General features: G+C 46.8%; 15 protein-coding genes. 12 read left to right on the top strand and 3 right to left on the bottom strand.

Annotation, left to right across the window (positions count from 1 at the left end; translation table 11 throughout):
- Positions 1–238: 238 nt before the first annotated feature.
- Positions 239–781 carry a 1,6-anhydro-N-acetylmuramyl-L-alanine amidase AmpD gene (gene ampD, locus GVI43_RS03035; RefSeq protein ID WP_159565274.1) on the top strand — a complete coding sequence of 181 codons (543 nt, stop codon included), beginning with the start codon at positions 239–241 and terminating at the stop codon, positions 779–781.
- Positions 782–859: 78 nt separating this feature from the next.
- On the opposite strand, the gene GVI43_RS03030 is transcribed toward ampD, so the two are convergent.
- A complete protein-coding gene (locus tag GVI43_RS03030; RefSeq protein WP_159565273.1) occupies positions 860–2,203 on the bottom strand; it encodes an amino acid permease in 1,344 nt (447 codons plus the stop codon).
- Positions 2,204–2,855: 652 nt separating this feature from the next.
- Here GVI43_RS03030 and pdhR point away from each other — a divergent pair.
- The 8 genes from pdhR (at position 2,856) to GVI43_RS02990 (ending at position 15,933) form a co-directional block, all read left to right on the top strand.
- A complete protein-coding gene (pdhR, locus tag GVI43_RS03025; protein WP_159565272.1) occupies positions 2,856–3,620 on the top strand; it encodes a pyruvate dehydrogenase complex transcriptional repressor PdhR in 765 nt (254 codons plus the stop codon).
- A gap of 134 nt (positions 3,621–3,754) precedes the next feature.
- Positions 3,755–6,421, top strand: a complete 2,667-nt coding sequence (gene aceE / locus GVI43_RS03020; protein WP_159565271.1) for a pyruvate dehydrogenase (acetyl-transferring), homodimeric type — start codon at positions 3,755–3,757, stop codon at positions 6,419–6,421.
- Between the two features lie 14 nt (positions 6,422–6,435).
- Positions 6,436–8,058 carry a pyruvate dehydrogenase complex dihydrolipoyllysine-residue acetyltransferase gene (gene aceF / locus GVI43_RS03015; protein WP_159565270.1) on the top strand — a complete coding sequence of 541 codons (1,623 nt, stop codon included), beginning with the start codon at positions 6,436–6,438 and terminating at the stop codon, positions 8,056–8,058.
- 190 nt (positions 8,059–8,248) lie between these two features.
- Positions 8,249–9,673: a dihydrolipoyl dehydrogenase gene (gene lpdA / locus GVI43_RS03010; RefSeq protein ID WP_159565269.1), complete on the top strand. Its 1,425-nt coding sequence runs from the start codon at positions 8,249–8,251 to the stop codon at positions 9,671–9,673.
- 510 nt (positions 9,674–10,183) lie between these two features.
- Entirely contained in the window at positions 10,184–11,572 is a 1,389-nt protein-coding gene (gene chiP / locus GVI43_RS03005) for a chitoporin ChiP (protein ID WP_159565459.1), read from the top strand.
- Positions 11,573–11,637: 65 nt separating this feature from the next.
- Complete coding sequence (locus GVI43_RS03000; protein WP_159565268.1) at positions 11,638–14,325, top strand: beta-N-acetylhexosaminidase; 2,688 nt, start codon at positions 11,638–11,640, stop codon at positions 14,323–14,325.
- A 234-nt stretch (positions 14,326–14,559) separates the two neighbouring features.
- Positions 14,560–15,549, top strand: coding sequence for a type IV toxin-antitoxin system AbiEi family antitoxin (locus GVI43_RS02995; RefSeq protein ID WP_159565267.1), 990 nt, complete (start codon positions 14,560–14,562; stop codon positions 15,547–15,549).
- A 201-nt stretch (positions 15,550–15,750) separates the two neighbouring features.
- A complete protein-coding gene (locus GVI43_RS02990) occupies positions 15,751–15,933 on the top strand; it encodes a hypothetical protein (RefSeq protein ID WP_159565266.1) in 183 nt (60 codons plus the stop codon).
- A 193-nt stretch (positions 15,934–16,126) separates the two neighbouring features.
- Here the strand turns inward: GVI43_RS02990 and GVI43_RS02985 are convergent, their stop codons facing one another.
- Positions 16,127–16,429 (bottom strand): hypothetical protein, encoded by a 303-nt coding sequence (locus GVI43_RS02985; RefSeq protein WP_159565265.1) that lies wholly within the window; start codon positions 16,427–16,429, stop codon positions 16,127–16,129.
- 340 nt (positions 16,430–16,769) lie between these two features.
- Between GVI43_RS02985 and acnB the strand changes: the two genes are divergently transcribed.
- Together acnB and yacL are read left to right on the top strand one after the other, a co-directional pair.
- A complete protein-coding gene (gene acnB, locus GVI43_RS02980) occupies positions 16,770–19,367 on the top strand; it encodes a bifunctional aconitate hydratase 2/2-methylisocitrate dehydratase (RefSeq protein ID WP_159565264.1) in 2,598 nt (865 codons plus the stop codon).
- A 272-nt stretch (positions 19,368–19,639) separates the two neighbouring features.
- Entirely contained in the window at positions 19,640–20,002 is a 363-nt protein-coding gene (gene yacL / locus GVI43_RS02975; RefSeq protein ID WP_159565263.1) for a protein YacL, read from the top strand.
- A 26-nt stretch (positions 20,003–20,028) separates the two neighbouring features.
- Here the strand turns inward: yacL and yddG are convergent, their stop codons facing one another.
- Positions 20,029–20,910, bottom strand: a complete 882-nt coding sequence (gene yddG, locus GVI43_RS02970) for an aromatic amino acid DMT transporter YddG (protein WP_159565262.1) — start codon at positions 20,908–20,910, stop codon at positions 20,029–20,031.
- 747 nt (positions 20,911–21,657) lie between these two features.
- Here yddG and GVI43_RS02965 point away from each other — a divergent pair.
- Positions 21,658–22,287 (top strand): ferredoxin-like protein, encoded by a 630-nt coding sequence (locus GVI43_RS02965; protein ID WP_159565261.1) that lies wholly within the window; start codon positions 21,658–21,660, stop codon positions 22,285–22,287.
- Positions 22,288–22,297: the final 10 nt, after the last annotated feature.

Here is a 22,297-nt window from a genome sequence, read left to right as displayed (position 1 = left end):
ATAAGTTGGCCGTGGGGTAAACGTTATCAGGAGTTTATTGACCGCCAGCGCTAATAGAACGGCCATGGTGCGTTTGTTAGAACTGCTTCTGAATAAATTTTGGCTTAGGATTGAGTTACATTTAGCGATGAGAGGTACTACGCATTTTTTTTGACGATAAATAAATGATTACGTCGATAATCATCGCCACTCTATAATCAACTTATTATTGCTGAATAATGGAATAGATTGAGGATATATGAAGTTAATTGACGGGTGGCTTACCGGCGTGAAGCGGGTAGCCTCTGCGCATTGTGATGAGCGCCCTGATGGGGAAGTTCCTTCATTATTAGTGATTCATAATATTAGCCTGCCGCCGGGCGAATTTGGTGGTCCTCATATAGATCGGTTGTTTACCGGTACTTTAGACCCCAATCAGCACCCTTATTTTGCCGATATCGCCCACCTGCGCGTGTCTGCCCACTGCCTGATTCGCCGTGACGGCGCGATTGTGCAATATGTTCCTTTTGATAAACGAGCATGGCATGCCGGCGTTTCGCTGTATCAAGGGCGGGAGCAGTGTAATGATTTCTCAATTGGTATTGAGATGGAGGGAACCGACGATCGGGATTTCACGCCAGAGCAATACCAGAGCCTGTCGGTAGTAACCCAACTGTTGATGGCCAGTTACCCGATTAACGCGGAAAGAATTACTGGCCATAGCGATATCGCGCCCGGGCGTAAAACCGATCCGGGGCCGCATTTTGACTGGAATTGCTATAAGGCGTTGATTTCGCGTTAGCCGAGACGATCGACGTTGGAAATAAAAAATCCCCGCGGTATTTACCCGCGGGGATTTTTTATTCTGCCCAAGAGGGCGTTACTTGATTAGACGACGATTAATCAGATAACCAACGCCTAGCGCAGCCAGCCAGACCGGAATCAGTAGCACTGAAATGCGAATTCCCGGGGTGATGAACATAATCACCAGAACGCCGGCTAAGAACAGCAGGCAAAGGTAGTTGCTAAACGGGTGAAACAGCGATTTAAACTTAGGAACGATGCCTTCTTTATCTTTAGCCGCACGGAATTTCAGGTGAGATAGGCTAATCATCGCCCAGTTAATCACTATGCTGGAGACTACCAGAGACATGAGAATACCAATCGCTTCTTTGGGGATCAGGTAGTTAATCAGAATACCAATGGCGGCAATGGTACTGGAAAGTAAGATCGCATTAACCGGTACGCCGCGGCTGTTGGTTGTTGCCAACCTTTTTGGTGCATTTTTTTGCAGTGCCAGACCATATAGCATGCGGCTATTGCTATAAACGCAGCTGTTATAAACCGATAGGGCTGCGGTCAGTACCACGATATTCAGCGCCGTAGCGACGATGTTACTGTTTAAATGATGGAAAATCATGACGAAGGGGCTTCCACCTTCGGCTACTTTAGTCCACGGATAGAGCGAAAGCAGTACCACCAGCGAGCCAATATAGAAAATCAGAATACGGTAGATAACCTGATTAATGGCTTTCGGAATGCTTTTTTGCGGATTGTCGGCTTCAGCCGCGGTAATACCAATCAGCTCAAGGCCGCCGAAGGAGAACATAATGATGGCGGTAGCCATAATCAGACCTTCGGTGCCGAAAGGCATAAACCCGCCTTCGAGTGACCATAGGTTGCTGATAGCGGCCTCCGGGCCGCCCAGTCCGAAAATTAATAGGCCCGCGCCAAAAATTATCATGCCGATAATGGCGGCCACTTTAATAATGGCAAACCAGAACTCCATCTCTCCGTAGACTTTAACGGTGGTGAGGTTAATCAGGTTTATCAGCACAAAGAATACTGCAGCAGAAACCCACGTAGGGATTTCAGGCCACCAGAACTGAACGTAAATACCGACGGCAGTGAGTTCGGCCATGCTGACTAGAACGAATAGCATCCAGTAGTTCCAGCCAGAGAGAAAACCGGCGAAAGGCCCCCAATATTTGTAGGAGAAGTGGCTGAATGTACCGGCGACAGGCTCTTCGGTAATCATTTCACCAAGCTGGCGCATGATTAGAAAAGCGATAATACCGCCGATGGCGTAGCCTAGTATTACGGAAGGGCCGGCCATACTAATGGTTTGAGCACTGCCTAAAAATAGACCGGTACCCACGGCACCGCCTAACGCAATTAATTGAATATGCCGGTTTTTCAGGCCGCGCCTGAGCTCATCACTCATTATTATTCGTTCCTCTCATACTGTTATTGGCTTTTTTTGTTATGTCTACCGGTTGTTCAGGTATTAGTCTGCTGTATCAGAATGTTTACAGGTGCGAGTAAAGATTTTTCTACCACTCTCTACCGCAGCGGCAAGAATAGTGGTAATCAAAAAAGTTTGCATTAATTTTCTTGTACTCAATGTCTCAGGATTAACTATTTTTTTATCCGACAATTTTGCTGCTGATAACAATTGTTTGGATGAATTTTGACCGAACAGCCGCGATTGTTTACTTTTTTATTAGGCTTTTTTACCGATAGCGATAGAAATATATTTTGATTCCTCAGAAAATACTTCAAATTAAAGCTAATTTCATTTTTGATATTTCACGCGAATTTCATGAATTAATATTCAATAATTGGTTTGCTGATCCGCTTCAGTTTCACTTTCTATTCGTTTCAAAAAGGTTAAATTTATTCTCGGATCTTCTTCATCAATTAACCCAATATAGTTAGTGTTTTCAAAGATAATCTAGACAAATCACAGCGATAGGCGCAGTTTTATGATTTCGATCAAAGGCCATATGGACATAAGGTGAATAATTTGTTACTTTATCGTCACATTTTTTATATTGGTATTACCAATTGACTTCAGGGCATTTTAGAGAAGTATTATGGTTTATAGCAAGGTTCGTCAACCCAAGTTATCGGACGTCATTGAGCAGCAGCTCGAAGCGCTGATCCTTGAAGGGACCCTCCGCCCAGGAGAGAAACTTCTCCCTGAACGTGAGCTTGCTAAACAGTTTGATGTATCTCGTCCTTCACTGCGGGAAGCTATTCAGCGTTTAGAAGGTAAAGGCCTTCTTCTGCGTCGTCAGGGTGGTGGTACTTTTGTTCAAACCAACCTCTGGCAGAGCCTGAGCGATCCGTTAAGTGAGCTGCTCGCCGACCATCCTGAATCACAATTCGATCTGTTAGAAACCCGCCATGCGCTGGAAGGTATCGCCGCTTATTACGCGGCGTTACGCGGAACCGACGAAGATTTTCAACGCATTCGCACCTACCATCAGCAGATTGAAACCGCGCAGGCTTGCGGCGATAAAGAAGTCCAAGCCGAAGCCGTAATGCAATATCAAGCGGCGGTAACGGAAGCTAGCCATAACGTTGTGCTGTTGCACTTATTACGCTGTATGGCTCCTCTGCTAGAACAAAACGTCCGGCAAAATTTCGAATTACTCTATTCACGCCGTGAAATGCTGGAGAGAGTGAGTGACCATAGAGCTAGTATTTTTGATGCCATAGTGGCGCGTGAACCAGAAAAAGCACGTGAAGCTTCGCATCGTCATTTAGCTTTTATCGAGGAAGTGCTGTTAGAGCTTGATCGAGAGCACAGCCGTCGCGAGAGATCGCTTCGTCTACTACAGCAACGCAAGGATTGAGAGCGCATTAGCTCGACCAAACACCGAGCCTGTCTTAATAACGTTTTAGCCGCTGAAAAATTGATAAACAGCCTAGAAACGTTATTGAGACAGGTTTCGAATAACTAACGTAAAGATAGAATAAGGAAACAACCATGTCGGAAATTGTAAATCAAGACGTGGATCCGATTGAAACCCGCGATTGGTTGCAGGCGATCGAATCGGTCATCCGTGAAGAAGGCGTTGAGCGTGCTCAATACTTGATCGATCAGGTTATGGCATCGGCCCGTCAGGCTGGCGTTAATTTGCCTTCAGGGGTGTCTAGCAGTGATTACATTAATACCATTGCACTGGCTGACGAACCGGCTTATCCGGGTAACCTTGATTTAGAGCGCCGTATTCGTTCTATTATCCGTTGGAATGCGGTAATGACCGTGCTGCGCGCGTCGAAAAAAGATCTGGACCTCGGTGGCCATATGGCCTCGTTCCAATCTTCTGCGACCTTCTATGAAGTGTGTTTTAACCACTTCTTCCGCGCGCGTAATGCCAAAGATGGCGGCGATTTGGTTTACTTCCAAGGCCATATTTCTCCGGGAATTTACGCGCGTGCGTTCCTTGAAGGCCGCCTGACCGACGAACAAATGAATAACTTCCGTCAGGAAGTTCACGGTAAAGGTCTTTCTTCTTATCCTCACCCTAAGCTAATGCCTGAATTCTGGCAGTTCCCGACCGTCTCTATGGGGCTGGGTCCTATCAGCGCAATTTATCAGGCGCGCTTCCTGAAATATCTGCATAACCGTGGTCTGAAAGATACGTCACAGCAAACCGTTTATGCCTTCTTGGGCGACGGTGAAATGGACGAGCCAGAATCTAAAGGTGCAATCACCATTGCAACCCGTGAGAAACTGGACAACCTGGTGTTCGTCATCAACTGTAACTTGCAGCGCTTAGACGGCCCGGTAACCGGTAACGGTAAAATCATTAATGAACTGGAAGGCATCTTTAGCGGCGCCGGTTGGGACGTTATCAAAGTGATGTGGGGCAACCGTTGGGACGAGCTGCTGCGCAAAGATACCACCGGTAAACTGATTCAGTTAATGAATGAAACCGTTGACGGTGACTACCAAACGTTTAAATCTAAAAATGGCGCTTATGTGCGTGAGCACTTCTTCGGTCGCTTCCCAGAAACCGCGGCGATGGTCAAAGATATGACCGACGACGAAATCTGGGCGCTGAACCGCGGTGGCCATGACCCAAGAAAAGTTTATGCGGCACTGAAAAAAGCGCAGGAAACTCAGGGTAAACCAACCGTCATTCTGGCTCATACCATTAAAGGCTATGGCATGGGTGAAACGGCGGAAGGTAAAAATATCGCTCATCAGGTTAAGAAAATGAACATGGAAGGCGTGCGCCAATTCCGCGATCGTTTCAATGTGCCGGTGGCCGATGCCGATATCGAAAAGCTGCCGTTAATCACGCTGGACAAAAATTCTGAAGAGTACAAATACCTGCATGAACGTCGTCAGGCGCTGGAAGGTTATGTACCGACCCGTCTGCCTAACTTCACCGAAGCTTTAACTATTCCACCGTTGGAAGAGTTTAAAGGCTTACTGGAAGAGCAAAACAAAGAGATCTCAACCACTATCGCTTTCGTTCGTGCGCTGAACGTGATGCTAAAAGATCCGTCAATCGGCCCTCGTTTAGTGCCAATTCTGGCCGATGAAGCCCGTACTTTTGGTATGGAAGGCCTGTTCCGTCAAATCGGTATTTATAGTCCTAAAGGCCAGCAGTACACGCCTCAGGATCGTGAGCAGGTTGCTTACTATAAAGAAGACGAGAAAGGCCAAATTCTACAGGAAGGTATCAACGAGCTGGGCGCTGCGGCTTCTTGGTTAGCGGCGGCGACCTCTTACAGCACCAATGACCTGCCAATGATTCCGTTCTATATTTACTACTCTATGTTCGGCTTCCAACGCATCGGCGATCTTTGCTGGGCGGCGGGTGACCAACAGGCGCGTGGATTCTTAGTCGGCGGAACGTCTGGCCGTACGACGCTGAACGGTGAAGGCCTACAGCACGAAGATGGCCACAGCCATATTCAGTCGCTGACTATTCCTAACTGTATCTCTTATGACCCAACTTACGCTTACGAAGTTGCCGTCATTATGCACGATGGTTTACAGCGTATGTATGGTAATCAGGAAAACGTTTACTACTACATCACCACAATGAACGAAAACTACCGCATGCCGGCAATGCCGAAGGGCGCTGAAGAAGGCATCCGTAAAGGTATTTATAAGCTAGAAAGCGTGAAAGGTAAGAAAGGAAAAGGCCACGTTCAGCTAATGGGCTCTGGTTCAATTCTTCCTCACGTTCGCGAAGCGGCTCAGATTCTGTCTAACGACTACGGCGTTTCTTCCGACGTATATAGCGTAACTTCATTCACCGAGCTGGCCCGCGACGGTCAAGACTGCGATCGCTGGAACATGCTGCATCCGTTAGAGAAACCGCGCGTACCGTACGTTGCTCAGGTGATGAACGACGCACCGGCGGTAGCTTCTACTGACTATATGAAGCTGTTTGCAGAACAAATTCGTCACTTTATTCCAGCCAGCGATTTCCGCGTATTGGGTACTGATGGTTTTGGTCGTTCAGACAGCCGCGAAAACCTGCGTCATCATTTTGAAGTTGATGCATCTTATGTTGTGGTTGCTGCTCTGGGTGAGTTGGCTAAACGCGGCGAAGTGAAAGCCAGCGTTGTGGCTGAGGCGATTACCAAATTTGGTATCGACGCTGACAAAGTTAACCCACGTCTGGCATAAGAGGTATAGATTAAATGACTATTGAAATCAAAGTGCCCGACATCGGTTCTGATGAAGTTGAAGTGACCGAACTGTTGGTGAAAGTGGGCGATAAAATTGAAGTTGATCAATCCCTGCTTACCGTAGAAGGCGACAAAGCTTCAATGGAAGTCCCTTCGCCACAGGCTGGCGTAGTAAAAGAAATTAAAGTACAGGTTGGCGCTAAGATCGCTACCGGTGCGCTTATCATGATCTTTGAAGGTGCCGATGCGGCACCTGCTGCGAAGGCTGAAGAAAAAGCCGAAGCGAAGCCTGCAGCTCAGGCTACAGCACCAGCTGAAGCTTCTGCAACGGCTACCACGTCGGTTAAAGAAGTTCAGGTTCCGGACATCGGCGGTGACGAAGTTGAAGTGACCGAAGTGATGGTGAAGGTGGGTGACAAAGTTGAAGCTGAGCAGTCGCTGATTACCGTTGAAGGCGATAAAGCTTCAATGGAAGTTCCGGCGCCTTTTGCCGGCACGGTTAAAGAGATTAAAACTATCGTCGGCAGCAAGGTTACTACCGGTACGCTGATTATGGTGTTCGACGTTGAAGCTGACGGTAAGGCTCCAGCTCCCGCTTCGGCACCAGCCCCGGCGGCGGATAGTGCTCCCGCTCCGGCAGCTAAGCCTGCGGCTCAGCCGGTTGCTGCTGCGTCGGCTCCGACAGATAGCAATGAATTTGCTGAAAACTCAGCTTACATTCATGCGACTCCGATTATTCGCCGTTTAGCCCGTGAGTTTGGCGTTAATTTGGATAAAGTGAAAGGAACCGGCCGTAAAGGCCGTATCCTGAAAGAAGACGTTCAGGCCTACGTTAAAGAGGCGATTAAGCGCGTTGAGTCAGGTGCTATTGCCAGCACCGGTGGTTCGTTACCGGGTCTGTTACCTTGGCCGAAAGTTGACTTCAGTAAGTTTGGTGACATTGAAGAAGTTGAACTGGGTCGTATCCAGAAGATTTCGGGTGCCAACCTGCATCGCAACTGGGTGATGATCCCTCACGTTACGCAGTTCGATGAAACGGATATTACTGACGTAGAAGCCTTCCGTAAGCAGCAAAACGCCGAAGCTGAGAAGAAGAAATCAGACCTGAAGATTACGCCGCTGGTGTTTATCATGAAGGCAGTAGCTAAAGCATTAGAAGAGCTACCGCGTTTCAACTGCTCACTGTCTGAAGACGGGCTGAAGCTGACGCTGAAGAAATACATTAATATCGGCGTAGCGGTTGATACACCAAACGGTTTAGTGGTTCCCGTGTTTCGTGACGTCAATAAGAAAGGCATTATTGAGCTGTCCCGCGAGCTGGCTGAAATCTCTAAAAAGGCGCGAGCCGGTAAGCTGACCGCTTCCGATATGCAGGGCGGGTGTTTCACTATTTCCAGCCTGGGCGGCATCGGTGGTACGGCATTTACGCCGATCGTTAACGCTCCAGAAGTGGCTATTCTAGGCGTATCAAAATCGTCTATGAAGCCAGTATGGAATGGGAAAGAGTTTGCTCCACGCCTGATGTTACCGCTGTCGCTTTCTTACGATCACCGGGTTATTGACGGTGCTGACGGTGCCCGTTTCATTAGCTTTATTAACGATGCGATGTCTGACATTCGTCGTTTAGTGATGTAATTTGAGGGCCGGCTTTGGCCCGGCCCTTTTAACTATTATAACTAGTTAACAATCGCGCGTGTTGGGAAGGCCAGTTTGCAGAATTGTTATGTTTCTGTAAACTGAAGCAGTTGCAAAAGTCCCGACAAAGCACGCTATGATGAAACTAAACCAGTGCCGGTCGGCCGGAAAAATAATTAAGAGGTCATAGATGAGTACTGATATTAAAACTCAGGTTGTGGTACTTGGGGCAGGCCCCGCAGGTTATTCTGCGGCTTTTCGCTGCGCAGACTTAGGTCTGGATACTATCATTGTTGAACGTTACTCTACGCTAGGCGGGGTTTGCTTAAACGTTGGCTGTATCCCTTCGAAAGCCCTGCTTCATGTTGCAAAAGTGATTGAAGAGGCTAAAGCATTAGCCGAACACGGTATTGTTTTTGGTGAGCCAAAAACTGATATCGATAAGGTCAGACTTTGGAAAGAAAAGGTGATCAACCAACTGACGGGCGGGCTGGCCGGTATGGCCAAAATGCGTAAAGTTCAGGTGGTGACCGGTCACGGTCAGTTCGTTGGTCCTAACACCATTGCCGTACAGGGTGAAAACGGCGTTACCAACATCAATTTTGACAATGCCATCATTGCTGCGGGTTCTCGTCCTATCCAATTACCGTTTATTCCCCATGATGACCCGCGCGTTTGGGACTCAACCGATGCGCTTGAGCTAAAAACTGTCCCTGAGCGTTTATTAGTGATGGGCGGCGGGATTATCGGTCTGGAGATGGGCACGGTTTATCACGCGTTGGGTTCACAGATTGACGTGGTTGAAATGTTTGATCAGGTTATTCCTGCCGCCGATAAAGACGTAGTTAAAGTGTTTACCAAGCGTATTAGTCAGCAGTTTAACCTGATGTTAGAAACCAAAGTTACCGCCGTTGAAGCTAAAGGCGATGGTATCTACGTCACGATGGAAGGCAAAAAAGCACCGGCCGAGCCACAGCGCTACGATGCGGTTTTGGTTGCGATTGGGCGTGTGCCAAACGGTAAGCTGTTGGATGCAGGTAAAGCCGGTATTGAAGTCGACGATCGCGGCTTTATTCGCGTAGATAAGCAGCTGCGTACCAACGTGCCTCACATTTTTGCTATCGGTGATATCGTTGGGCAACCCATGCTTGCCCACAAAGGCGTGCATGAAGGCCACGTCGCGGCGGAAGTTATCTCCGGCAAGAAGCACTACTTTGATCCGAAAGTTATCCCGTCAATTGCCTATACCGAGCCAGAAGTGGCATGGGTTGGTCTGACGGAGAAAGAGGCGAAAGAGAAAGGTATTAACTACGAAGTTTCTACTTTCCCATGGGCGGCCTCCGGTCGTGCGATCGCTTCAGACTGTGCTGACGGTATGACTAAACTGATTTTCGATAAGGATTCTCACCGTATTATCGGTGGTGCCATTGTGGGTGCTAACGGCGGTGAGCTATTGGGCGAAATTGGTCTGGCAATTGAGATGGGCTGTGATGCGGAAGATATAGCACTAACAATTCATGCTCACCCAACGTTACATGAATCAGTTGGCTTAGCCGCTGAGGTGTATGAAGGGACTATTACCGATTTACCCAATGCGAAAGCAAAGAAAAGATAGCTTAACGTTTTTCGTTTTCAATAAAAAAACCGCTTTGGCGGTTTTTTTATTGCGTAAATTTACTCGGCGGTATTGGGCGGGTATTAATACCACCGCTGGTTTTCTGAATGCGCCTAATGTCGTTCCATTCAATGAAATAGATATATCCGTATCATTATTTTTATCGCGAAATATGTGATCTCCGACATACTTAGTTTATTTCAATAAATATCAAACCTTTTCAGACTGTTGCTTCCCCACTGTTTAATACCGTTGCTGCTTATGATTAATATATTTTTTAATATCAAATAGTTGCTTAATTCTAATCTAGAAAGACAAATTCTCTATCTTTTTCACAATTTTGTGCTGTAACTCAAGATTCTTCAATTTCCCTCTATTTTTAATTGATAATTCGCGACGCGAAAAATATGATTAAACTTACTTAATCTTACAAATTTTGATAAGTGCTATTTCATAAAAAATATAGAAATTGGCAATTTTGGCGATGTTATCTATTGAGGAGTGGACATGATGAAAGAGAGTAGTGGATTAAAATCTAAATATTTAGCATATACGGTTGCAGGCGTGGTTTTAGGATCGGGCAATTTTTTTATTTCAGAAGCTTCAGCCGAAGGGTTCATTGATGATTCAACGTTAACCGGAGGGATTTACTACTGGCAACGCCAGCGGGATCGTAAAGATATTTCAACCGGCACCTACGAAACAAACCTGTCTCACGCGACTTGGAATGCTAACCTCGATTTTTCTTCCGGCTATGCGGCTGACTTTTTTGGTCTGGATATTGCTGCATTTACGGCGATTGAAATGGCTGAATCTCACGACAGCGGGCACCCGAACGAAATCGCATTCTCTTCGAAAAACCGTACTTACGACGAAGATTATTCCGGCGATAAAAGCGGTGTCAGTCTGTATAAAGCCGCCGCAAAATTCAAATATGGGCCGGTGTGGGCCAGAGCCGGTTATATCCAACCAACTGGGCAAACGTTACTTGCACCACACTGGAGCCTGTTACCCGGCACCTATCAGGGAGCAGAAAGCGGCGCGAACTTTGATTACGGCACTGCCGGTGCACTGAGCTTTTCCTATATGTGGGCCAATGAGTACAAGGCGCCATGGCACACTGAAACGGACCATTTCTATCAAAACGATCGGGAAACAAAAGTTGATTATCTGCACTCACTGGGCGCGAAGTATGACTTCAAAAATAACTTAGTTTTAGAAGCGGCCTTCGGTCAGGCTCAGGGATACGTTGACCAGTATTTTGCCAAAGGTTCTTACAAGTTCGACGTATTGGGCAACCCGCTAAGCACCAGCTATCAGTTCTACGGTACTAAGGACAAGGTTGACGGCGGCGGTATTAATGACATTTATGACGGGCTGGCTTGGCTACAGGCACTGACTTTTGGCTATAAAACCGGTCAGCTTGACTGGCGTTTAGAGGGAACCTACGTCAAGGCTGAAGGTAATCAGGGCTTCTTCTTACAGCGTATGACGCCGACTTATGCATCGTCTAACGGTCGGTTAGATGTTTGGTGGGATAACCGTTCAGACTTCAACGCCAACGGCGAAAAAGCATTATACGCCGGGGTGATGTATGACTTAAGCAACTGGAATTTACCCGGATGGGCCGTTGGTACCTCAGGGGTATATGCCTGGGATGCTAAACCGAGCACCAACTCTGCTTACGATCAGAGCCAACGGGTGAAAGAGAGTGCGTATAGCCTAGATGGGCAGTATACCGTGCAGGAAGGGCGGGCAAAGGGCACGTTGCTTAAACTGCACTTTACCCAATACAACAACCATTCTGACAACGCCAGCTGGAGTAACGGCTACGGCAACATGTTCCAGGATGAAAAAGACGTGAAATTCATCGTTATTGCACCGTTCACTATCTTCTAACCGTGCGGCAAGATTTGGCAAAAATTCGCGCAAATAATCATTGATATTAATGGAGCAAGTTAAGAATGAAAAATTTTAAACTCAGTACCATTGCCGCGTTGGCCGCCACCTGCGGTTTTCTTGGTGGAGCCCATGCCTCGCAGGAAACGGTCGATCAAATAAGCCATCTCAACGTTCACTACCAGATTGTTGATAACCTCGCCGCCGACCATGGCGTAGATTGCAGCGCGCTAGGCGCTGACTGGGCGTCTTGTAATAAGGCCACCATTACTCTGGCTAATCCTGCCGCTGAAATTAAAGGTAAAGATTGGGCAATTTACTTTCACAGCGTCCGTCAAATTCTGCGGGTTGATAACGACCAGTTCAAAATTACTCACGTAACCGGCGACTTACATCGGCTAGAGCCGACTGACAAATTTACCTCATTCCCGGCGAATAAAGCGGTGGAAGTGCCCATTATCGTTGAGTATTGGCAAATCTTTAAAACTGACGTAATGCCACGCTGGTATGCCGCTTCACAAGGAGCTAAAGCAAAGGTTATTGCCAGTACCGATACGGAAGACCTCGCTAAATTCAGCGGCCCTTTGGCGGGTAATAACTTTGGTGATACTTGGAAGCGGACTAAAGACGATCATAATATTCTGATGACAACGGAAAACCGTTTCGCTAAGAATGCTGACGTTAAGCTACTCCCTGCCGCTGAACTGCGCGGGCAAATCGTTCCAACGCCAATGGAAGTCACGGTTCACGCTCAGGATGCCGACCTGAGTAAAGGCATCTCTTTACAGACAAAGGAGCTAGACGGTGCGGCCATCGATGCCGTGTTAACGCATTTTAAAGCATTGGGAATTGCATCCAATGCTTCCGGTTACCCGATTAAAGCGACGGTGTCTGCCGGGGAATTCAAAGACGCAATGGCAGTTCCCGGCGCTTATCAGCTGAAGATTGGTGAGAAAGGCGCGGAGATCGTGGCTTACGATCGAAGCGGTGTGTTTTATGGCCTACAGTCTATTCTTTCTCTGCTTCCCGCCAACGGCGGTAAGCATATTGCCACGCTGGATGCCAAAGATGCTCCGCGCTTTGAGTATCGGGCAATATTTCTAGACGTTGGGCGAAATTTCCATACTAAAGTGGCGGTTTTACGCCTGTTAGACCAAATGTCAGCCTATAAGCTGAATAAATTCCACTTCCACCTTAGCGATGATGAAGGCTGGCGCATTGAAATTCCGGGCTTGCCTGAACTGACCGACATTGGTAGTAAGCGTTGCCACGATTTAGATGAGAAGGCCTGCCTGCTGCCACAGCTGGGTTCTGGCCCGGATACCAACAATAACGGTAGTGGCCATTTCAGCCGCGCCGATTATATTGACATTGTGAAGTACGCCAATGCCCGCCAGATTGAAGTGATCCCTGAGATTGATATGCCAGCCCATGCCAGAGCTGCCGTCGTTTCAATGGAAGCCCGCTACGACCGCCTGCATAAAGCCGGTAAAGAGAAAGAGGCCAATGAGTTCCGTCTGCTTGACCCGACCGATACGTCAAATACCACCTCGGTTCAGTTTTACGATCGTCAAAGCTACCTGAACCCTTGTCTGGAATCTTCTAAGAACTTTGTTGATAAAGTGATTGGTGAAATTGCGCAAATGCATAAAGAAGCCGGTCAGCCGCTAACAACGTGGCATTTTGGCGGTGATGAAGCAAAAAATATTCGCTTAGGCGCTGGCTATCAGGATCTGAAAGCCGAGAAGAAAGAGGCATTTAAAGGTTCTATCGATCAGAGTCATGAAGATAAACCTTGGGCTAAGTCTGAAGTGTGTCAGGCGATGATTAAACAGGGGAAAGTGTCTGATTTTGAACATTTGCCAAGCCATTTTGCCTTAGAGGTCAGCAAGCTGGTGAATGCCCACGGTATTGAAAAAATGCAGGCATGGCAGGACGGTCTGAAAGATGCTAAAGATTCGAAGGCCTTTGCAACCAAGAGCGTTGCGGTCAACTTCTGGGACACGCTGTACTGGGGCGGGTTTGATTCAGCCAACGATTGGGCAAATAAAGGTTATAAAGTGGTTATTTCAAACCCGGACTATGTCTATTTAGATTTCCCGTATGAAGTGAACCCGCAGGAGCGCGGTTACTATTGGGGAACCCGTTTCAACGATGAGCGTAAGGTCTTTAGCTTCGCACCGAATAACCTACCGCAAAACGCAGAAACGTCCGTCGATCGCGATGGTAATGCTTTCACCGCGAAGAGCGACAAAGAGTGGCCGGGGGCGTATGGTTTATCCGGCCAGTCCTGGAGTGAAACGATACGCACCGACGATCAAATGGAATATATGATTTATCCTCGTATGCTGCCGCTGGCGGAGCGTTCGTGGCACCGAGCGGCTTGGGAGCTGGATTACCAGAAAGGGAAAGAGTTCAAAGGCGGCGAAACCTCGTTTGTTGATAAACAGGCTCTGAATAAAGACTGGACTCTATTTGCCAATATCGTCGGTCAGCGCGAACTGGCTAAGCTGGATCGCGCGGGCGTAGCCTATCGCTTACCGGTCCCGGGAGCGAAAGTCGTGAATGGCAAACTGGAAGCTAACGTTGCGCTTCCCGGCCTGACCATCCAGTATTCAACCAATGGCGGTAAGGCTTGGGCTAAATATGACGATAACGCCCGGCCAAGCGTGAAGGGTGATATTTCCGTTCGGACCCAAAGCCACGATGGTAAGCGCTTCAGCCGCGCTGAACCGGTGGGCAAAGCCGAATAATAGCTGACTAATGCGGTTCCTCACCTGAGCCACGGGTGAGGTAAGTGATAATAACTTCTTGATTAAACGCGAAGGTCTCTGATTAAACATCAGGGGCCTTTTTTTACTAGGGAAGCGAACTGTCTATCGCGTTAGTACTTACCATGTCTGGACAATTTGTCTTGCTCTATTGTTATTTAGTTCATCATATAATTTGTTCATGATTCATGAACTGTTTTAAGGTGTGAACATAAAATGAATGAGGCGCTGTTTTTGTCGGAAGTGGTTAAAAACCTTCCAAGAGATTTTCAACTGCGGTATGAATTAAATAACAACAGGGATTTTCGCGATGGGTGTGCAAAATTTTCTACCCCTAACGGTGAGGTTTTCACTTTTTCTCTGGAGATAAAGCACATCCACCGCAAAGAAACGTTGATGGCCGTGCGCAGGCAGATGGATAATCAGCCTATCTTGCTCATATGTAATCCATTAACGCCGGCTTTGGTTGAGTATTGCGTGAGTAATCAGCTCAATTTTATTGATACGTCGGGGAATGCCAGAATTCACACCAAGGGATTTCATGTCTTTATCGACGGTAGGGGGAGTAAGGCGAAACGCATTGTCGACAATAGGATTTCGGAAGGTACGCTAAAACTGCTGTTTGTATTGTTGTCTGCGCCTGAAACATTAAATAATAACTATCGCGCACTGGCGGAGCTATCGGGTATTTCTTTAGGAATGGTGAGTAAGGCTTTTGGATTTCTCGAAAATAAACGTCTCTATCGCAACACCGCGAATGGTCGGCGTTTAATGAATGTAGAGGAATTACAAATTCTCTGGTTACGTGATTATGCAACGGCTATTCGTTCAAAACTGGCGTTTATTCCATTAACGGCGCCCGATAAATGGCAAGATATTTTATTAGAAACGGGAGAATTATGGGGCGGCGAGGCCGCTGCAACCCAGTTAAGCGATGGATATTTGATTCCTGAAAATTGGACGCTGTTTACTCCACACTTTCTACAACACCGTGTTAAGGCATTAGGATTAACTCCTCTACGTGGAGGGAAACTACGGCTAGTCTCTGCGTTTTGGGGACCGAGTTTCCAACTTAATCGTACTGCTGAAGTGATGCTATGTATGGCTGAATTATTAGTCAGCAAGGACGATCGTAATTTAGCAGTAGCAAGGATAATTAATGAAAAATATCTCCATCTTGATGAATCCGCTCTCTTCAATTATTGAAACCTTATTAACCGATATAAATCAGATATGTGACGATGAAAATATTCCCTACTTTGTCGCAGGCGCGACCGCGGTCATGGCAACGCGAAGGATGCTGTAGATCTCTACAAAATCATTAGTCACTATGGCTCAATTGAAAATAGTCGGGTATATGATAATCCACCTATAGATGGTGACCTCTTTCAATGGAACCTCGATCTAATGGGGGAGGTTTTGTTGGGTTACGATGTTGCCTTAATGGCTCAGAGCGGTTCTAAAGATGAATTACTCAAATTAGACAAAGATAAGCTTACGGATGCATTAATAACTCAGTCATCCATAGAACAAATAGCTGAAATAGAGCAGATGATGGGTTGTTTTTGGGAAGGTATTTTATTGGATTAGCAATTGCTACCTTTCATACTTCAAGCTATAGGCGTGTAGGGCACTCTTCTCATTAATTCGCTCCATACTTAGGTTTATCCTGTATTAATCCATCGCGCTGATTGTATATCCAAATATGCCTGTTTATTGACGAGTATTCATTGCTAAATTCTACGTAATTAGATCCAATAAGGTTAGATTCCGTTCGTAAAAGCTACTTCGAGCGTTTTTCATCCCGACAGCTAAAAAAGAACAACAATGAGATAGCAACGCCGACTACCAGCAGCAGGGCTAAAAAGTACTGAACGCCAAACTGAAGGGCTAGCATCATCGGTTCCCATTCGGATTCGGCCGGTTTAGCTATGGTTAGCCGATAGGTAATGCCATTTGTGGTGCCGGGAAAGAGTTTAGCGATGATAAATAAGATAAAAGTGCTGCCGAACGTCACTATGGTAACGCATTGGGCGATTTTAAGATTGGAGAGTTGGGTGGATTGATCTGTATAAGTCTGGCTCATTCTGGCATCCTTGCAGGAATGTGTGAATTTTATGTAAATATACATGATTAATCGTTAAAAAACGATATTATTTTTTATCAAAGTAATTATCAAACATTATACTTACCGATTGTTATTTACATAAGCCGTGTGGCCAGATAATTAGCTGCATAAAGGGCATTAAACGCATATATTCTTTATGTGATTTAACTAACAGAATCTCTGTATACCACTATGCTAAGTCTGCACATTAATGCAATTTACTCTTAAATATAAAACGCTGCAGATCGATAACGATGTAGGGTTAACGCCGTTAGAGTTTTTACTGCTGAATATAACAATTATAGTTGGAGGAGTCGTCGTGCTAGAGGAATATCGTAAACACGTTATGGAACGTAGTGTAGAAGGCGTTGTGCCGAAACCGTTAGATGCAGTACAGGTTGTCGGTTTAGTGACTTTATTGAAGAACCCTCCGGCCGGAGAAGAGGCCGTACTTCTCGATCTTCTTGTTAATCGCGTGCCGCCCGGCGTTGATGAAGCCGCTTATGTAAAAGCTGGCTTTCTTGCCGCGATTGTGAAAGGCGAAGCATCCTCACCGTTGGTTTCGCCAGAAAAAGCCGTTGAGATCTTAGGCACCATGCAGGGCGGATACAATATCAATCCGTTGCTGCAGGCGCTTGATGATCCAAAACTGGCTCCTATTGCAGCGAAACAGCTTTCTCATACCTTACTGATGTTTGATAACTTCTACGATGTAGAGGAAAAAGCCAAAGCCGGTAATCAATACGCTCAACAGATCATGCAATCGTGGGCTAACGCCGAGTGGTATCTGTCACGCCCCGCCATGGCAGATAAAGTTACCGTTACCGTGTTTAAAGTGACCGGCGAAACCAATACCGACGATCTTTCACCGGCTCCGGACGCGTGGTCGCGACCGGATATTCCTCTACACGCTCAGGCGATGCTGAAGAATGCCCGTGAAGGTATCACCCCAGACCAACCGGGCAGCGTTGGTCCGATTAAGCAGCTTAATGTGTTAAAACAAAACGGTTTCCCTCTGGCCTACGTGGGCGACGTTGTGGGTACCGGTTCATCGCGTAAATCAGCGACTAACTCAGTGCTGTGGTTTATGGGCGATGACATTCCATTTGTTCCAAATAAACGCGCTGGTGGTTTGGTTTTGGGCAGCAAAATTGCGCCTATCTTCTTCAACACTATGGAAGATGCCGGTGCTCTGCCGGTTGAAGTTGACGTATCACTACTCAATATGGGCGACGTGATTGATGTTTATCCGCGTAAAGGGGAAATTCGTCGTCACGAGAGTAATGAGCTGTTGGCTACTTTCGAATTAAAAACGGACGTATTACTGGATGAAGTCCGGGCCGGTGGCCGTATTCCACTGATCGTTGGTCGTGGCTTAACCAGTAAAGCCCGTGAGTCTTTAGGCCTGCCGCCGAGTGAAGTTTTCCGTACCGTGAAAGCCGTTGCTACCAGCACCAGTGGCTTTACGCTGGCTCAGAAAATAGTTGGCCGTGCCTGTGGCGTGGCGGGTATTCGCCCCGGTGAGTACTGCGAACCGAAGATGGCGTCAGTGGGGTCTCAAGACACGACTGGCCCAATGACTCGTGATGAGCTTAAGGATCTGGCCTGTTTAGGCTTCTCGGCCGATCTGGTGATGCAGTCTTTCTGCCACACTTCAGCTTACCCTAAACCTGTTGACGTTCAGACTCACCATTCTCTGCCTGATTTCATTATGAATCGCGGCGGCGTCTCTCTTCGCCCGGGCGACGGTATTATCCATTCATGGTTAAACCGCATGCTGTTACCGGATACTGTCGGTACCGGCGGTGACTCCCATACCCGATTCCCGATTGGTCTCTCTTTTCCTGCGGGCTCTGGCCTAGTTGCCTTTGCGGCGGCTACCGGCGTAATGCCGTTGGATATGCCTGAGTCTGTGCTGGTGCGCTTTAAAGGTAAGATGCAGCCGGGAATTACGCTGCGGGATCTGGTTCACGCCATTCCTTACTATGCTATTCAGCAAGGTTTGCTGACGGTTGAGAAACAGGGCAAGAAGAATATCTTTTCCGGCCGTATTCTTGAGATCGAAGGTTTGCCTGAGCTGAAAGCCGAGCAGGCGTTTGAACTGGCTGATGCCTCTGCTGAGCGTTCTGCCGCTGGCTGTACCATCAAGCTGGACAAAGCGCCGGTGATTGAATACCTGAAATCCAATATCGTGATGCTGAAGTGGATGATCTCTGAAGGCTACGGCGATGCGCGTACTCTTGAACGCCGGGTTAAAGGCATGGAGAACTGGTTAACTAACCCTCAACTGCTGGAAGCCGATGCGGATGCAGCATACAGCGCGGTTATCGACATCGATCTGAACCAGATCAAAGAGCCAATTCTGTGCGCTCCAAACGATCCGGACGACGCTCGTTTATTGTCTGAGGTCACCGGAGACAAAATTGATGAAGTGTTTATTGGCTCATGTATGACCAATATTGGCCACTTCCGCGCGGCGGGTAAGCTGCTGGCTAACTTTAAAGGCAAGTTACCGACTCGTTTATGGGTTACTCCGCCGACGAAGATGGATGCAGCACAGCTGAGCGAAGAGGGTTACTACAGCGTATTCGGCACCAGCGGCGCGCGTATTGAAACGCCGGGATGCTCGTTATGTATGGGTAATCAGGCTCGGGTAGAAGAAGGCGCAACGGTAGTTTCTACCTCAACGCGTAACTTCCCTAACCGACTGGGTACCGGCGCGAATGTTTATCTGGCTTCGGCTGAACTGGCTGCGGTTGCCTCTCTGTTGGGGCGTTTACCAACGGTAGAAGAATACTTAGGTTATATGGCCGAAGTGGATAAAACCGCTGATGATACCTACCGTTACCTCAACTTTGACCAGATTAGCGAGTACACCAAAAAAGCAGACCGCGTGATTTTCCAGACCACCGCGTAGTTTCTTTTTAGCCAGTAACAAAAAATCCCCACCGGTATCAACCGAGTGGGGATTTTTACTTTAAGGCTTAGGGCCATTGCTCAGTAAGATTGTCATCTGATATCAGGCTCTTCAGTGCGGTTCTTTAGGCCGGTTTTTTCTACCGATCTAAGAAACAAAAAATAACATAAGGCTTACTGTCGAATATGTGCTTATCATAGCCATAAGTGCTTAATGATAAGCGGCCTCTTTTTATTCGCCGCTAACAACGCATTGATAATAGGAATAACATTATGGACTATGAATTTAGGACAGACGTAACCGGACAAATTTTTGCCCGATTTTCTATGGACCATGAAGCGATCGGACACTGGTTGAATGAAGAAGTTAACGGTAATTTAAGCCTGCTGGATGAGGTTGAACAGGCGATTGCAGGGGTGAAAGGCAGCGAGCGACAGTGGCAGAAGGTGGGCCACGAATATACCCTCTGGCTGGATGGTGAAGAAGTGATTGTCAGGGCCAACCAGCTGGATCTGGAAGGCGATGAAATGGAAGACGGCATGTTCTATTACGATGAAGAAAGCCTCTCTTTTTGCGGCGTAGAAGATTTCTTGGGCGTGCTTGACGCATACCGGCGTTTTTTGGCCGAGCGTTAACCTTATTTTCTGGCTAATAATAGCCGCTACGCTTTTTCCCTGCTGGCAGACCAGCAAAGCAGTGAACCGATAACCACCAGCCCGACGCCGGGCCAGAATGCGCCGCTTGGCGGAGTATTGAGCCAAAGGCTAGCGATCGCAATTGAAAACAGCGGTGTGAAGTAGGAGAGCGCAGCAACCAACGTGACGTTGCCTTTACGCATTGCCATATCCCAGCAAAGATAAGCGACCGCAGTCGTACTTCCCATCAACAGTAGCTCTAGCAGTGCGCCCTGAGAAAGCATCTCCGTCGGCAGGTGGGAAAATATGGGGGTCATAATCCACAAACAGAGCGCGGTGACAAACAGAAATAGTGGCAGCACGCCTTTACCCTGACAGTAAATACGCACTAGGTTTGAATAGAGTGCCCAGGCAATAGCCGCGATAGTTGCCAAGAGATAGGCCAGCGGGTTAGTGCCAACGTTGCTGATAAAGTTTGACAGGCTAAGTGAGCCCCCGCTAACCACCCAAATAACGCCGGAAAAAGCTAAAATGATGCCCGCCCATAGCCACCAGCGGGCCGATATTTTCAGTAACGGCAAGGCAAATAGCAGCGTTAGGCTAGGCCACAAATAGTTAATTAAACCAATCTCCAGCGTTTGCTGGCGGCTGGCAGCCATGCCGATAGCCAAAGCAAAACAGACCATATAGATGACAAACAGTGAACCACACCCCCAAAGATAGGCTGCCCGTTGTTGCCGAATATTAGGTAATCCGGTGGCCAGCACGACTAAGATAGCGCTCACGCTATAAATTGCTGCTCCGGCGCCAAAGGGACCTAATACTTCAGACAGGCTACGGGTTAGGGCAACGCTCATGCTCCAAAGCAAAATAGCCACAATACCGCACAGGGTTGCAAGTTTATTCATGTTATTGGTTGTTTTTATCGAGGCTGAGGGGCGAGAGTGTAGCACTCTTTATTGATTGCCAGGCAAGCGGTTGATGGATTTTCTGTTTTAATTCTATAAAGGCGCTTACTGAATATCATGACCTAGCGCAGAGTAAAGCTTATCGGCTGAGAATAGAGAGTATTAGGTTTTTCTATCGATATTTTTTAAATATCATTTTTTGTTATCGACCAGTACCGCATGGCCAGTTTTATATAGATTTAAATGTCGATTTTGGCCATGTTTATTAATGATTGATACAGTCAGCTAACGTGATTTAATCAGGGTTGTTTTATTTTTCTATTAGTTTTAAACGCATTTATCGAAATGGATTTTTCTATTTTTAAACTTCCAATTTTCACTGCTGCATGAAACGATATATTTGGAAGTATATTTATTGAATCTTAATAAATTAATCAGGCGACTCCCATTTTATGGTTGATAGTATGAAGTAATACATTTTTGTTATTAACATAATTTGAACAATAACCGGTTATTTTTTCCATTTAAATATATATTTTCATATGCGAAATGAGACTTAATATCAATAACCATTTATTTTGTATGGTTATTGATATTAACTTGAAGTTGATCACAGCACACCGAATTAAACGAGAACATCATAATATTAAGATACCCAGTAAGAGGTATCTGGAATTTATATATATTAGAAAAATAATAGTGTCTTGGTTGTTATTTAAGTATGTACGGAAGAGGATGTGAAATTAAATGCCTAATAATGCTGAACGCCCCTTTTTAGATCATGGTTTAACACGGCTTGATTTTCTTCGTATTTCAGGAAAAGGTCTTACCGGGTTAGCAATAGCACCTTCTCTGTTATCTCTTTTTGGCTGTACGCAAGAAGATGTCGACAACGGTAACGTTGGCTTAATAACAACGGCAAAAGGTGTGTTGGTCACCAAGAGAGCGAGATGTACCGGCTGTCACCGGTGTGAAACATCTTGCACAACTTTCAACGATGGTTCTGTCGGAACCTTCTTCTCCCGAATAAAAATCCACCGTAACTATTACTTTGGCGATGGCCGCCTCGGCTCAGGCGGTGGCCTTTATGGTGATTTAAATTTTACACCGGATACCTGCCGGCAGTGTAAAGACCCACAGTGCCTCAAAGTCTGCCCGATTGGGGCAATTTCATACAACGAGAAAGATGGCTGTATTGCTGTCGATCATAAGCGTTGTATTGGATGTAGCGCCTGTACTACAGCCTGCCCATGGATGATGGCAACGGTAAACACGCAAACCAAGAAATCGTCAAAATGCATTCTATGCGGTGAGTGCGCAAAAGCCTGTCCGACTGGTGCATTAACGATTATCGACTGGAAAGACATCACGGTTTGATAGAGCTATA

The organism is Budvicia diplopodorum, from assembly GCF_009800925.1.
Classification (GTDB): domain Bacteria; phylum Pseudomonadota; class Gammaproteobacteria; order Enterobacterales; family Enterobacteriaceae; genus Budvicia; species Budvicia diplopodorum.
The sequence above is the reverse complement of the archived record's forward strand: the minus strand, read 5'-3'. Positions and strand labels throughout refer to the sequence as shown.

Bases quoted from the DNA above. Each gene is read 5' to 3' on its own strand.
- GVI43_RS03000 (WP_159565268.1), top strand. From the start codon at position 11,638: ATGAAAAATTTTAAACTCAGTACCATTGCCGCGTTGGCCGCCACCTGC.
- yacL (WP_159565263.1), top strand. From the start codon at position 19,640: ATGGACTATGAATTTAGGACAGACGTAACCGGACAAATTTTTGCCCGA.
- GVI43_RS02990 (WP_159565266.1), top strand. From the start codon at position 15,751: ATGGGGGAGGTTTTGTTGGGTTACGATGTTGCCTTAATGGCTCAGAGC.
- aceE (WP_159565271.1), top strand. From the start codon at position 3,755: ATGTCGGAAATTGTAAATCAAGACGTGGATCCGATTGAAACCCGCGAT.
- yddG (WP_159565262.1), bottom strand. From the start codon at position 20,910: ATGAATAAACTTGCAACCCTGTGCGGTATTGTGGCTATTTTGCTTTGG.
- aceF (WP_159565270.1), top strand. From the start codon at position 6,436: ATGACTATTGAAATCAAAGTGCCCGACATCGGTTCTGATGAAGTTGAA.
- GVI43_RS02965 (WP_159565261.1), top strand. From the start codon at position 21,658: ATGCCTAATAATGCTGAACGCCCCTTTTTAGATCATGGTTTAACACGG.
- lpdA (WP_159565269.1), top strand. From the start codon at position 8,249: ATGAGTACTGATATTAAAACTCAGGTTGTGGTACTTGGGGCAGGCCCC.
- GVI43_RS02995 (WP_159565267.1), top strand. From the start codon at position 14,560: ATGAATGAGGCGCTGTTTTTGTCGGAAGTGGTTAAAAACCTTCCAAGA.
- chiP (WP_159565459.1), top strand. From the start codon at position 10,184: ATGAAAGAGAGTAGTGGATTAAAATCTAAATATTTAGCATATACGGTT.
- GVI43_RS03030 (WP_159565273.1), bottom strand. From the start codon at position 2,203: ATGAGTGATGAGCTCAGGCGCGGCCTGAAAAACCGGCATATTCAATTA.
- ampD (WP_159565274.1), top strand. From the start codon at position 239: ATGAAGTTAATTGACGGGTGGCTTACCGGCGTGAAGCGGGTAGCCTCT.
- pdhR (WP_159565272.1), top strand. From the start codon at position 2,856: ATGGTTTATAGCAAGGTTCGTCAACCCAAGTTATCGGACGTCATTGAG.
- GVI43_RS02985 (WP_159565265.1), bottom strand. From the start codon at position 16,429: ATGAGCCAGACTTATACAGATCAATCCACCCAACTCTCCAATCTTAAA.